The following is a 12,737-nucleotide window of genomic DNA, read 5'->3' as shown; positions in this document are numbered from 1 at the left end:
GGGGCGTCAGCCCCGCTCGGGCGGGCGTTGCCGCCCCATGCTGCGGCGCAGTTCCTCAAGTTCCGCCTCAAGTCCGGCGATGCGGGTGTTCGCCCCCGGCCCCTGCCCCTGTGCCCGAGGAGCCTGGGGACCCTGAGCCTGGGGGCCCTGGATCTGGGGCGGCGCGCCGTACTGCTGGGCCTGGGGGCGGACCGAACGGGTCTCCTCAGAGCCGGGCGGCAACGGGTAGGGCGGTCGCTGCTGGTAGGCCTGCGCCCCCGCGGAAGGCCCTCCGAGTGCTCCTCCGGGCGCCCCGCCGTACGGCTGGCCGTACCCCGGCCCCTGCGGCGCGTGGCCGGGCTGGGCGCCGTAGGACACGGGCGGGAACGAGGTGGGCGGCGTCTTCACCCGGCGTCTGCCCTTGCCGACCATGGCCACCAGGGCGCCGACCACCAGCAGGGCGACCGCCCCGCCACCGCCCCACAGCACCCACGGCAGGATCGGCGAGGAGCTCTCGTCCTTGCCCGCGGTGATGGCCTGCTGGGAGTCGGTGATGTACTTGGCCACGTAGGGGTGGTTCGGCTGGAGCGCCTGGACCTCACGGAACTTGGGCAGCGCCTCGGAGTAGTGGTTGGCGAAGAACAGGTCGAGCGCCTCGTTGTAGGCCTTCGTCGTGGCCGACTCGGTGGGCTTGATGTTCTTCTCGTTGAGCTTCTCCTTGACGATGCTGACCGGCAGCACGAAGCTCTCGCCCTCGGTCGAGCCGCCGTCCTGCTGGATGAGACCGCCGACCAGGATGCCGATGACCTTGCCGTCCTTGCTGAACACCGGCCCGCCCGAGTTGCCCGGGTAGGACGGGGCCTGCGTCTGGATGTACGGCACGCCCTCCGGGGTCTGCCTGCTGGCGTTGTAGGGGCCCTCGGTGAAGGCCGGGTCGAGCTTGGACTCGACGTTGAAGATCGAGGTCTGCGTCACCGTGCCGGGGAACCCGCTGATGTAGAGCGTGTCACCGACCCGGACGTCGGAGTCCTGACCGAGCGGAACGGTCGGCAGGTTGTTCTGCCCGTTGGCCTTGAGGATCGCCACGTCCTTGCCCGGATAGACCGTGCCCTTGGCGACCAGTTCGATGGGGACCGACTTGGCCGTCTTGTCCACCCCGCCGCCGGGCAGGCTCTGCAGCAGCGAGAGCGAGCTCTGGACGTTGCGGATCTTGATGTTGTCCGCGTTCCAGACCTGGAAGATCTTGGAGGCGGTCCTGACGATCTCGTCGTCCGAGGCGGCGTCACCGAGATCGGCGATCAGGTCGGCGGCGTCCTTCTTGTTGACCTCGGTGAGCGCCTGCTCCGCGAAGGTCTGCGCCAGCGCGGTCTCCTCCTGGCCGACGCAGTGCGCCGCGGTCACCATGTAACCGTCGGGGGTCACCCACCAGCCGGTGCACAGACCGCCCGCGCTCGCCTCGACGACGCGCTCCGGCGTGCCCGGCGAGAAGTAGCGCCCCGGCTCCTTGGCCATCTGCTGGACGACCCACCGGTAGATGCTGTTCTCGTCCGCCGAGATCTTGCCCGACTGGACGGCGGTTATGCCCTGCTGGGTCAGCTGCTTGATCGCGTCCAGGTTGGCGACCGGCGTCGGCACGGCCACCTCCGCGGTGTAGGACACCGAGGTCAGCTGCACGGCGGGATGTGTCCTCGCCGCGAGCCACGTTCCCACGGGCACGTCCAGTTCCTTCGGCTTGGCCATGGCGGCGCCCGGCAGGGCCAGCACCCCGGCCATGGCCAGTCCGGCGACGGCGCTGAGTCTTCGCCACATTTTCTTACTCTCCCCAAACTCGCTTCCCAGGCGAGAGCATGACCCGCCACACTTGGGGGGCACTTGGAAGCGACTGGGACATTCATTAACAGCTGCCCATATGTCGTGACACGAGTGGCGATAGAGGACTGTGACCATCCGCTAGCCTGGCGGAGTGCTGGAACAGATCACGGCCACCCGATACGTGACCCCGCTGCGCGAGGGCGGGTCGCTTCCCGGCGTGGTCGAGGCGGACGACCTCGGGACCTACGTCGTGAAGTTCCGGGGCGCGGGGCAGGGCCGCAGGGTGCTCGTCGCGGAGATCATCGCCGCCGGGCTGGCCCGCCGCCTCGGCTTCCGCACCCCCGACCTGAAGGTGATCGACGTCGATCCGCAACTCGGCGTACGGGAGCCCGACGAGGAGATCCAGGACCTGCTGCGGGCCAGCGCCGGGCTCAACCTGGCGGTCGACTTCCTGCCCGCGGCCCTCGGCTTCGAGCCGCTCACCTGGCCGCCCGATCCCGGCTTCGCCTCCCGGCTGCTCTGGTTCGACGCCCTGATCCACAACGTGGACCGCAGCTGGCGCAACCCGAACCTGCTCGTCTGGCACGGCGACACCTGGCTGATCGACCACGGCGCCGCCCTGTGGTTCCACCACAACTGGCCGACCGCCGACCCGGAGCGCCCCTTCGACGGCTCCGACCACGTGCTCGCCCCCCACGCGACCCTCCTCGCGGAGGTCGACGCCGAGCTGAGCGAGACGATCACCAGGGACCTCCTCGACGGGGTCGTCGACGAGGTCCCCGACGAGTGGCTCGAGGACGAACCCGGCTTCGACGGGGCCGAGGCCGTACGGCAGGCATATGTGGAGCATCTACTGGCCAGGGCGCAGGCCCCCAGGCGGTGGCTCCCCCAGGAGCTTCCTCAGGGGGCTCCCGGGGCACGGCAGGGCGGCAAGACCGGCTCGGTGGGCGCGTTCTGGAAGGACAACCGGTGAGAGACGTCTACGAGTACGCCGTGATCCGGGTCGTCCCCCGCGTCGAACGCGGCGAACTGATCAACGCCGGGGTGCTGCTGTACTGCCAGCCGCGCGACTACCTGTGCGCCGGGATCGAGCTTGACGAGACCAGGCTGCGGGCCCTCGACGCGAACGCCGACGTCGAGGGCGTACGGCACGCGCTGGGCGCCTACCGGCGTTCCTGCCTCGGCGAGGAGGGTCCGCTGACGGGTGAGTCGCTCGGCAGCCGGTTCCGCTGGCTGACCGCCCCGCGCAGCACGATCGTGCAGACGGGCCCGGTGCACGCGGGTCTCACCTCCGACCCCGGCGCCGAACTGGAACACCTGCTGACCAGGCTCGTCCGGGCCCTGTGACCCCGTCTCTCAGAAGAGGACGGACATGAAGGTGCCGACCTCGCGGAACCCCGCCCTGCGGTAGGCCGCCCTCGCGGGGGCGTTGTAGTCGTTGACGTACAGCGAGACCACCGGCGCGAAGCATTCGAGGGAGTGCTTGAGCACCGAGGCCATCCCGGCGACCGCGTGGCCCCTGCCCCTCAGCTCGGGGTGGACCCAGACCCCCTGGATCTGGCACGCCTGGGGGGTCACGGCGCCGATCTCGGCCTTGAAGACGACCCGGCCGTCGTCGATCCTGGCGTAGGACCTGCCGATCCGGATCAGCTCGGCGACCCGTGACCGGTAGAGCGCGCCCCCGTCGCCCACCTCGGGCGAGATGCCGACCTCCTCGGTGAACATCGCGACGCAGGCGGGCAACAGGATCTCGAACTCCTCCGGCCTGACCCGCCTGACCAGGGGGTCGGCGGGGACCGGGGACGGCTCGGTCGCCTCCATCACCGGCTGGGTCCACCGGATCGCGCGGGCCGCCCCCCAGTACGGTTCGAGCCGCTCCCAGAGCGGCTCGACCGCGTCGGACGGGCCGACGATCGAGGAGCAGCGGCGCCCCTGCTTGCGGGCACGCTCGGCGAAGGCGTGCACGGCCTCGGCGCCGGCGTTGACCGGGACCAGGTTGGCTCCCGCGTAACAGAGCGAGGTGAGGCCGCCGCGCGGGCCGAACCCCCACATCTGGCCGCCGAGCCTGGCCGGGCTGAGACCGACGGCACGAACCCTGGAGGCGACGAAAACGTTGGAGACGGGGTCGGCGTCCAGGATCGCCAGCACCTCGTCACGATCGTTGTCGTCGAGCACGCGCGACGCCATTGTGCGCAGCATCACGCGCCCAGCCTACGCGACCCCCACGATTTTGGCAGGAACCAACACAGAGCCTGTCATCTACCCTGGGTGGCCTGTGTCGTCACCCGGCCGCGGCCGGTGCCTGCGAGGTCGCGGCACAGCGGGCGTCCGGCCCTCGCGCCGCCCGCCTGGCCGGGCCGAAGAGCGTCCCGTCCCTGAGGTAGGCCGCCAGCCTGCGGTCCACACACTGGTTGCCGCTGAAGGTGGCCCCGTGGTTTCCCCCGGCCACGGCCAGCATCCTGGAGCGCCCGAACACCGCCCGCATGCGCAGCGCCCCCCGGTACGGCGTCGCGGCGTCGCGCTCCGCCTGAACGATCATGATGGGCGGCAGCCCGGCGTTGTCCTTGAGCGTCACCGGGGTGCCCCCGCGCTCGGGCCAGAACACGCACGGCGCGTTGTACCAGGCGTTCGACCAGGTCAGGAAGGGAGCCTTGGCATGCGTCCTGGACATGTCGGAGCGCCACTTGCTCCACTGGCCGGGCCAGGCGACGTCATGGCACTGCACCCCCAGGTAGACGGCGTAGCCGTTCTCGTCCTCGGCGTCGTTCTCGGCGTACCTGTGGTAGGCGGCGAGCAGCGGGGCGTCGTCCCCCTTCTTGACGTAGGTGGAGAAGGCCTTGGCCAGCTGCGGCCAGACGAGATCGGAGTAGCCGCCGAGGGTGTAGATGTCGTCGAGTTCACTGGGCCCGACCACCCCGCCCGCCGGACGGACACGCAGCCGGTTGCGCATGGCGTACCAGGCGAAGGAGACCATCCTGACCGTCCGGCCGAGCCGGTAGACGTCGTTGTGCCGGGCCGTCCAGCGCAGGAAGTCCCGGTGTCGCCGGTTGAAGGCGACGTCCTGGGCGAGGTTGGAGCCGTACCAGACGCCCTTCGGGTCGACCACGCTGTCCATGACCATCCGGCTCACCCGGCCGGGGAAGAGGGTGGCGTAGACCGCGCCGAGGTAGGTGCCGTACGAGTAGCCCAGATAGCTGATCTTCTCCTCGCCCAGCGCCTTCCTGATCTCGTCCATGTCCCTGGCGCTGTTCTCCGTGCTCAGGTGCGGCAGCATCCAGTCCCACCGGCTCTGGCAGGCCTCGGCGTACTGGCGGGCCCTGCCGAGCAGCACCGCCTCCTGCTCGGCGTTGCCGGGAACGTTGTCCGGGCGGGGCGGGGCGTAGTACTCGGCCGGATCGACGCACCGCAGCGCGGGTTCGCTGTGGCCGACCCCACGCGGGTCGAACCCGATCACGTCGAACCGTCCGGCGAGGTCCGGGGGAAGCTGGGCGGCGACCCGCCTGGCCAGGCCGAGGCCGGAGGCCCCCGGCCCTCCCGGATTGACCAGCAGCGCCCCCAGATGGTTCCGCGAGTCCCCGCCCCTGACCCGGTTCAGCGCCAGGCTGATGGTCCGGTCAGGATCGGCGTAGTCGAGCGGGACCCTCAGGGAGGCGCACTCGACCACCGCACCCGTCTGTTCACCGGTCCCGGAGGAGGCGTCCGCGTCCGAGGAGGCCTTGCCCGGCGTTTCGCAGGGCCCCCAGACCAGATCGTCCCGTTCCTGCGCCGCCGCCTCCTGCGGTAGCCCGGTCATGGCGGCGAACACCGCGACGCCCACGGCGATCCCGACAACCCTTTTCACGAATTCCCCCTACTCGTACGGCAGAGGCGATGGTCTCCCAGCCGGTGACCCGGCCACGGGGGGTACGACGAGATCCTTGCCGTCTTGTGACCGTCACGTTGCCGTCCGGGAGCCCTGGCTAGCATCCATCACATGACGGAGCGATATGCGATCTTGAGCGGTTCCACCTTCGAGGAGGAGATCGGTTACGCGCGCGCGGTGGTCGACGGCGACCGGGTCCACGTGTCCGGGACGACCGGGTTCGACTACGCGACGATGACGATCTCGGATGACGTGGTCGAGCAGGCCGAGCAGTGCCTGCGCAACATCGAGAGCGCGCTGACCCAGGCGGGCTGTTCGTTCGCCGACGTCGTGCGCGTGCGTTACATGCTGCCCGACCGCGCGGACTTCGAGCTGTGCTGGCCCGCCCTGCGCCGCCGTTTCGGCGAGGTACGGCCCGCGGCGACGATGATCGTCTGCGGCCTGTCCGATCCGCGGATGAGGATAGAGATCGAGGTGGACGCGCGACGTCCCTGAACACCTGACCGGCCCGGGAGACGCCGTGGGGCGGCCCCGCGCGCCCGCGCGGAACCGCCCCACGAGACAACCCGCCCGTGAACCTACTCCTCCCGGTGGACCTGGCCCTGCAGGCGCCCGAGACCCGGGGCCCTCAACGCGAGGTTGGCCTCGCCCACGCCGTCCCGCTCACAGGTGGGACGGTCGAGCAGGACGGAGAAGCCGAAGGTGGTCCAGGTGATGCCGGGCCGGTCCGGGTTGAACCGGTGGCGCCGCTTCCCGGAGGAGCGCCCGTCGAGGACGACCTCGACCCGGTCGTCCTGGAAGGAGACGATCGCCTCGACCGTCTCGTCACTGAGCTCGGCACGGAGGTTTCCCCGGTAGACGGCGTGGCCGCCGTCGATCCACTCGCCTAGCTCGCGACCGCAGTCGTCGGCCCCCGCCACGGTGGTGTGGGCGGAGGTAGGCGACACGGCGGCCGAGGCGGCGGAGGCGGGCACGAGACCGGCCAGGCCCGTCAGAGCCGCCAGGGCCAGGGTCGCCGCGCGGGCAGAGGTGCGGAACATGCGCTTCCTTTCGACGGAGGACGACGCCTTGCCTCCCCGTCGCGGAACGTGACGACGAGGGAGGACCGCAACCAAATCAAGCTCAGCGACCGAGGGTAGTCAATGGCGACTCTGAGTTATGGCCCCAGGTTGTTCACCCGACGCATTCGCCCCGTTCGCCCCAGAGGTCAGGAGATCCCACCTTTTCCACCAGCCGCCCGATCACCCTCCGGAGCCATCCAGGGGCTTGGTCATGACGACCTCCCTGCTCTCGCCGTCATCGAGCAGGTCGCCGAGTTCCCCGGTGTCCTTGAAGCCGTGGCTCCGGTAGAGCGCGTCGGCCTCGTCGTTGCCCGGCGTCACGCACAGGCGCAGGGTCGTGGCGCGCCGCAGCACCGCCCATCGTTCGACCTCCTGGATCAGGCGGCGCGCGACACCCCTGCGCCGGGCCTGCGGGCTGACCCACATCGAGATCAGCTCGACCGTGTCCGCGTCTCCGCCGGGGATGCCGCTGACCATTCCGGCGAGCGCGCCGTCGAGGACCGCGATGACGTTGTGCGAACCCGGTATCTCAAGGCGCCTCCGCCAGCGGTCCTCGCGGTCGCCCTCCCCCTGCCAGTCGGCCAGTCTCGCCCCGAAGGCGGTCGGCGCCTCGGCGAGGGCCGCCAGTCTCAGCTCCCGCCACAGCGGCCAGTCGTCCGAGCTCAGGACACGTACTTCGATCATGACGTGAACCCTGCCCTGTCCGGGCAGGGACGGCAACGGATTAACGGACGACGACCTCGGGGCCGGGGGCGTCCTCGTCGTCGAAGTCGATCTCCACGCCCATCTCCTCGGCCAGCCGCAGGGCCTCCTCGATGAGGGTCTCCACGATCTGGGACTCGGGGACGGTCTTGATGACCTTGCCCTTGACGAAGATCTGGCCCTTGCCGTTGCCCGAGGCGACCCCCAGGTCGGCCTCCCGCGCCTCGCCGGGACCGTTGACCACGCAGCCCATCACCGCGACCCGCAGCGGGACCTTCATGCCGGTCAGACCCGCCTGGACCTGCTCCGCGAGGGTGTAGACGTCGACCTGGGCGCGCCCGCACGAGGGACAGGAGACGATCTCCAGGCCGCGCTCGCGGAGGTTCAGCGACTCCAGGATCGCGGCGCCGACCTTGACCTCCTCGACCGGAGGGGCCGACAGCGAGACCCGGATCGTGTCGCCGATGCCCTCGGCCAGCAGGGCGCCGAAGGCCACGGCCGACTTGATCGTGCCCTGGAAGGCGGGCCCCGCCTCGGTGACGCCCAGGTGGAGGGGGTAGTCGCAGCGCTGCGCGAGGAGCCGGTACGCCTGCACCATCACGACCGGGTCGTTGTGCTTGACCGAGATCTTGATGTCCTGGAAACCGTGCTCCTCGAACAACGAGCACTCCCACAGCGCCGACTCGACCAGCGCCTCCGGAGTGGCCTTGCCGTACTTCTGCAGCAGTCTGGGGTCCAGGGAACCGGCGTTGACGCCGATCCTGATCGGCACACCGTGGTCGGCGGCGGCCCTGGCGATCTCACCGACCTTGTCGTCGAACTTCTTGATGTTGCCCGGGTTGACCCGGACCGCCGCGCAGCCCGCCTCGATCGCGGCGAAGACGTACTTCGGTTGGAAGTGGATGTCGGCGATGACCGGGATCTGGGATTTCCTGGCGATGATCGGCAGCGCGTCGGCGTCGTCCTGGGACGGCACGGCGACCCTGACGATCTGGCAGCCGGACGCGGTCAGCTCGGCGATCTGCTGAAGCGTCGCGTTGACGTCCGCGGTGAGCGTGGTGGTCATCGACTGCACGCTGACCGGCGCGTCACCGCCGACGGGAACGGAACCAACCATGATCTGGCGGGATTTGCGTCGCTCGGCGATCGGCCTGGTCCTCACGGACGGGATCCCGAGAGCAACAGAAGTCATTTTCAGCCCTTGGTGAGTCGGGGACATCCCCAGTCTAGGCAGTAGCCGTGAGCTCCCGTGCCCGAATCCGTGCCCATTCGTCAGCGTCCAGCACCTCTGCGACCGTCTCCGCCGAGGTCACGGCGTGCTCGGAGACGACCGCGGCCACGGTGTCCACGATGCCGGTGAACGGCAGCCGCCCGGTGAGGAAGGCCTCGACGCAGACCTCGTTGGAGGCGTTGTAGACGGCCGGGGCCGTACCCCCCGCTGAGCCGACGTGACGGGCCAGCGCGACGGCGGGGAACGCCTCGTCGTCGAGGGGCTCGAAGGTCCAGGTGTGGGCCCTGGTCCAGTCGACCGGAGGGGCCACGGCCTGGACCCGTTCCGGCCAGCCGAGAGCCAGCGCGATCGGCAGCCGCATGTCGGGCGGGCTGGCCTGGGCCACGACCGAGCCGTCGACGAACTCGACCATCGAGTGGACGACCGACTGCGGGTGGACCACCACCTCGATCCGGTCGAAGCCGATATCGAAGAGCAGATGGGCCTCGATGACCTCAAGGCCCTTGTTGACGAGTGTGGCGGAGTTCACCGTGACGACGGGCCCCATGGACCAGGTCGGATGCGCCAGGGCCTGCTCCGGGGTCACCCCGGTGAGCCGCTCTCTCGGCCTGCCGCGGAAGGGACCGCCGCTGGCGGTGACGACCAGCCGCCGTACGGCGGAGGCGTCCGGCCCCTCCGGGCCCGCGGCCCACAGGCACTGGGCCAGGGCGGAGTGCTCGGAGTCGACCGGCAGCAGTCTCCCGGGTTTGGCCAGCCGCTTGACCAGGGGACCGCCGATGATCAGCGACTCCTTGTTGGCCAGGGCGAGCACCCGGCCCGCCTCAAGCGCGGCCAGCGTCGAGGTCAGCCCGAGCGCCCCGGTGACGCCGTTGAGGACCACGTCGGACGGCCAGGCCGCCGCCTCGGCGACCCCCTCGGGCCCGGCCAGGACCGTGGGACTCACCCCGTGCCCGGCCAGCGCCCGCCGCAGCTCGGGCAGGGCCGCCGGATCGGCGACGGCCACCACGTCGGGCCCGAACTCGGCCGCCTGGCGGGCCAGCAGGTCGACCCTGCCACCCCCCGCGGCCAGGGCCACGACCCGGAACCGGGCGGGATTGCGGGCGATGACGTCGAGGGCCTGGGTCCCGATCGAGCCGGTAGAGCCGAGCAGGGCGACCGAACGCGTGGTGTCTGGCTGCACGGGCCCATTCTCCCGGATGGCCCCTCCCGGTCGAACCGCCGCCGGGGGTACGCAGAGCGCCGACAACCCTCGACTTTCACCGAAAGTAGCAACAAGAACACATCTGGTAGTGCAAACTCGGCCCATGACTTCGAGCCTCCCCCTGCTCCTGGGTGCCGTGCTCGTCGCCGGGCTGCTCGGCGCCCCCGCGACCGGCACGACGGCCCCCGAACACCGGCAGACCTCGCACGGACTGGCCGAACATCTCGCCCGACCGGCGACCCCGGGTGGAGACGACACCGGCGTCGCCGGGCACACGGGCGCGGAGAACTCCGCCGAGCAGCGCCGTGTGCTCTCCTACTGGACGCCCCGCCGGATGGCCGCCGCCGCCCCGATCGGCCTGCTCGGACCGGTGACCGGCGTGCTCGGCGCGGTCACCGGCCTGCTCGGGCTGAAGACCTCCTTCGAGACCCCCGGCGCCAGGCCCTCCGTCGTGAGACTCGCCGCGAGACCCGGCGGAAGGTCCGCCGTGAGATCCGTCAAGGCCCCGCCGGGCGCGACCCGCACCCGGTACGGCGTGCGGGTCGGCGGTGCCCGCTGGGGCGCGGGCGGGCAGGTCGCCCGCACGACGGGGCGCGTGTTCATGACCCTCGGCGGGACCGACTTCGTGTGCTCGGCGAGTTCGGTCAGGAGCGCCAACGCGGACCTGGTCGTCACCGCGGGCCACTGCGTCAAGAACGGCACGGGCGCGTGGGCGGACAACTGGGTCTTCGTGCCCGGCTACGACCGGGGGCGACGGCCGTACGGGCAGTTCACGGCCCGGCGCATGTTCGTGACGGGCGCGTGGGCGCGGGGTGGTGACGACAGCCACGACATCGGCATGGTCGCGGTCAACCCGCGGGGCGGAAGGCACCTGGCCGAGGTCGTCGGCGTCCAGGACATCGCCTTCGACACCGCCAGGGGCCGTCAGACCCACGGTTTCGGCTTCCCCGCCGACCTGCCCTACGACGGCGAGAACCTGGTCTTCTGCGCGGGGACGGTCCGTGACGACCCGCACGGCCAGACCAGCGACCAGGGCCTGCGCTGCGACATGACCGCCGGGTCGAGCGGCGGCCCCTGGCTGAGCGGCTTCGACCCCGTGACCGGGCACGGCACGGTCACCTCGGTGAGCAGCTTCAAGTACAGCGACGACCGCGGCACGATGTACGGCCCCTACTTCGGTGAGACCGCCAGACGGCTCTACGCCGTCGCCCAGAGATCATGAGAGTACGGCCCGCACCCCGGGGTGCGGGCCGTACCTCTCCCGGGCCTACAGGGAGAGCCCGGTCAGGACCATGACCTTCTCGTAGGTGAAGTCGGCGATGGCGGAGCGGATGCCCTCGCGGCCGACGCCGGACTCCTTGATGCCGCCGTAGGGCATCTGGTCGGCGCGGTAGGACGGAACGTCCCCGATGACCACGCCGCCCACCTCGAGCTCGCGGTTGGCGCGGAAGGCGACGTCCAGGTTCCGGGTGAACACCCCGGCCTGCAGACCGTACTTGGAGTCGTTGACCGTGGCGAACGCCTCGTCCACGCCGGAGACCGACTGGACGATCATCACCGGGCCGAAGATCTCCTCGCAGGAGACCTTGGCGTCGTGCGGGACGTCGGCGAGCACGGTCGGGGCGACGGTCGCGCCCTCGCGGGTGCCGCCCGCCAGCAGCCGGGCACCGGCCGCGACGGCCTCCTTGACCCACTGCTCGACACGCTCCGCGGCCTCGACCGAGACCAGCGGCCCGACCTGGGTCCGGTCGTCGGCGGGGTCGCCGACGACCAGGGCCTCGACCGCGGGCACCAGCCTGGTCAGGAAGTCCTCACGCACGGACTCCTCGACGATCACACGCTGGACGGCGATGCAGCTCTGCCCGGCCTGGTAGTTGGAGAACAGCGCGACCCTCGAAGCCGCCCAGTCGAGGTCGGCGTCGGCGAGCACGACCGCGGCGGCGTTGCCGCCGAGCTCCAGGGTGACGTGCTTGCGCGGCACCTGGTCCATGATCGCGTAACCGACGGGGCCGGAGCCGGTGAAGGAGACCACCGGCAGGCGCGGGTCCTCGACCAGGGCGCCCGCGCGGTCGTTGGGCACCGGCAGCACGGAGAACATGCCCTCGGGCAGGTCGGTCTCGGCCAGGATCTCGCCGAGCACCAGGGCGGAGAGCGGGGTCGCGGGAGCGGGCTTGACGATGACCGGCGCGCCGACCGCGATGGCGGGGGCGACCTTGTGGGCCACCAGGTTGAGCGGGAAGTTGAACGGCGTGATCGCCAGGACCGGGCCGTGCGGGACGCGCGAGATGTAGGCGAGACGGCCCGCGGAGCCGGCCTCGGTGTCCAGGCGCATGACCTCGCCGCTGAGCCTGCGGGTCTCCTCGGCCGCGAACCTGAAGGTGGAGATCGCGCGGTTGACCTCGCCACGGGCCCAGAAGATCGGCTTGCCGTTCTCCTCCATGATCAGCCGGGCGAGCTCCTCGGCGCGCTCGGCCAGACGGCGCGAGACGTGGGCGAGGGCGTCGGCCCGCACGTGGATGGGGAGCGCGGCGGCCTGTCCGCGCACGGCCACCGCCGCTGCGACGGCCTCCTCGACCTGGTCTGCCGTCGGCACTGAGCAGAGGCCGACGACACGGCCGTCGTGTGAGTTGGTCACGGTGAGCTCGGCGTCCCCGGTGGCGGGACGGCCGGCGAGCCAGAAGGGGCGCACGTCCATGCTCAGACGGTATGCCAACCGCCGCGACGAGGCGTTACTCCAGGGCGTACAAGAGGGTCAGCGCGATGCGCCGTTCCGTATGTCCCCTTCTCTTTGGGGGGCTGTAACGAAACCGGCCCACTTTATGGATATTCCTATATGACGACGGTTTGAACGATCTTCGCTCTGGCTAAGTCACGGTTGCAACTCCCTCA

Annotated in this window: 12 protein-coding genes; 4 read left to right on the top strand and 8 right to left on the bottom strand. The window is 70.7% G+C overall.

Annotated elements, in window-relative coordinates; translation table 11 throughout:
• Positions 1–6: 6 nt before the first annotated feature.
• On the bottom strand, positions 7–1,788 hold the full coding sequence (locus ACFYY8_RS20695) for a trypsin-like peptidase domain-containing protein (protein ID WP_390043153.1): 1,782 nt from the start codon (positions 1,786–1,788) through the stop codon (positions 7–9).
• A gap of 154 nt (positions 1,789–1,942) precedes the next feature.
• Here ACFYY8_RS20695 and ACFYY8_RS20690 point away from each other — a divergent pair, with 154 nt between their 5' ends.
• Entirely contained in the window at positions 1,943–2,764 is an 822-nt protein-coding gene (locus ACFYY8_RS20690; protein WP_390043151.1) for a HipA family kinase, read from the top strand.
• A complete protein-coding gene (locus ACFYY8_RS20685) occupies positions 2,761–3,138 on the top strand; it encodes a DUF3037 domain-containing protein (protein ID WP_390043149.1) in 378 nt (125 codons plus the stop codon). Before ACFYY8_RS20690 ends, ACFYY8_RS20685 begins: the two co-directional genes overlap by 4 nt.
• A 9-nt stretch (positions 3,139–3,147) precedes the next feature.
• Here the strand turns inward: ACFYY8_RS20685 and ACFYY8_RS20680 are convergent, their stop codons facing one another.
• Together ACFYY8_RS20680 and ACFYY8_RS20675 are read right to left on the bottom strand one after the other, a co-directional pair.
• The gene (locus ACFYY8_RS20680; RefSeq protein WP_352009434.1) at positions 3,148–3,990 is read right to left on the bottom strand and encodes a DUF4081 domain-containing protein; all 843 of its coding nucleotides are present in this window, start codon (positions 3,988–3,990) and stop codon (positions 3,148–3,150) included.
• 82 nt (positions 3,991–4,072) lie between these two features.
• Positions 4,073–5,632, bottom strand: a complete 1,560-nt coding sequence (locus tag ACFYY8_RS20675; RefSeq protein WP_390043146.1) for an alpha/beta hydrolase — start codon at positions 5,630–5,632, stop codon at positions 4,073–4,075.
• A 132-nt stretch (positions 5,633–5,764) separates the two neighbouring features.
• Here ACFYY8_RS20675 and ACFYY8_RS20670 point away from each other — a divergent pair, with 132 nt between their 5' ends.
• Positions 5,765–6,148, top strand: a complete 384-nt coding sequence (locus ACFYY8_RS20670) for a RidA family protein (protein WP_352008406.1) — start codon at positions 5,765–5,767, stop codon at positions 6,146–6,148.
• An 83-nt stretch (positions 6,149–6,231) separates the two neighbouring features.
• Here the strand turns inward: ACFYY8_RS20670 and ACFYY8_RS20665 are convergent, their stop codons facing one another.
• The 4 genes from ACFYY8_RS20665 to dxr form a co-directional block, all read right to left on the bottom strand.
• Positions 6,232–6,693: a hypothetical protein gene (locus ACFYY8_RS20665; RefSeq protein WP_390043143.1), complete on the bottom strand. Its 462-nt coding sequence runs from the start codon at positions 6,691–6,693 to the stop codon at positions 6,232–6,234.
• Between the two features lie 201 nt (positions 6,694–6,894).
• Positions 6,895–7,398 (bottom strand): GNAT family N-acetyltransferase, encoded by a 504-nt coding sequence (locus ACFYY8_RS20660; protein WP_390043140.1) that lies wholly within the window; start codon positions 7,396–7,398, stop codon positions 6,895–6,897.
• Between the two features lie 40 nt (positions 7,399–7,438).
• Complete coding sequence (gene ispG, locus ACFYY8_RS20655) at positions 7,439–8,608, bottom strand: flavodoxin-dependent (E)-4-hydroxy-3-methylbut-2-enyl-diphosphate synthase (RefSeq protein ID WP_390043138.1); 1,170 nt, start codon at positions 8,606–8,608, stop codon at positions 7,439–7,441.
• A 34-nt stretch (positions 8,609–8,642) separates the two neighbouring features.
• Positions 8,643–9,827, bottom strand: a complete 1,185-nt coding sequence (gene dxr, locus ACFYY8_RS20650) for a 1-deoxy-D-xylulose-5-phosphate reductoisomerase (protein WP_390043136.1) — start codon at positions 9,825–9,827, stop codon at positions 8,643–8,645.
• A 124-nt stretch (positions 9,828–9,951) separates the two neighbouring features.
• Between dxr and ACFYY8_RS20645 the strand changes: the two genes are divergently transcribed.
• Entirely contained in the window at positions 9,952–11,070 is a 1,119-nt protein-coding gene (locus ACFYY8_RS20645) for a trypsin-like serine peptidase (protein WP_390043134.1), read from the top strand.
• A gap of 45 nt (positions 11,071–11,115) precedes the next feature.
• Here the strand turns inward: ACFYY8_RS20645 and ACFYY8_RS20640 are convergent, their stop codons facing one another.
• The gene (locus tag ACFYY8_RS20640) at positions 11,116–12,543 is read right to left on the bottom strand and encodes an aldehyde dehydrogenase family protein (RefSeq protein WP_390043132.1); all 1,428 of its coding nucleotides are present in this window, start codon (positions 12,541–12,543) and stop codon (positions 11,116–11,118) included.
• Positions 12,544–12,737 lie beyond the last annotated feature (194 nt).

It is taken from the genome of Streptosporangium sp. NPDC001559, from assembly GCF_042893955.1.
Classification (GTDB): Bacteria; Actinomycetota; Actinomycetes; order Streptosporangiales; family Streptosporangiaceae; genus Streptosporangium.
The sequence above is the reverse complement of the archived record's forward strand: the minus strand, read 5'-3'. Positions and strand labels throughout refer to the sequence as shown.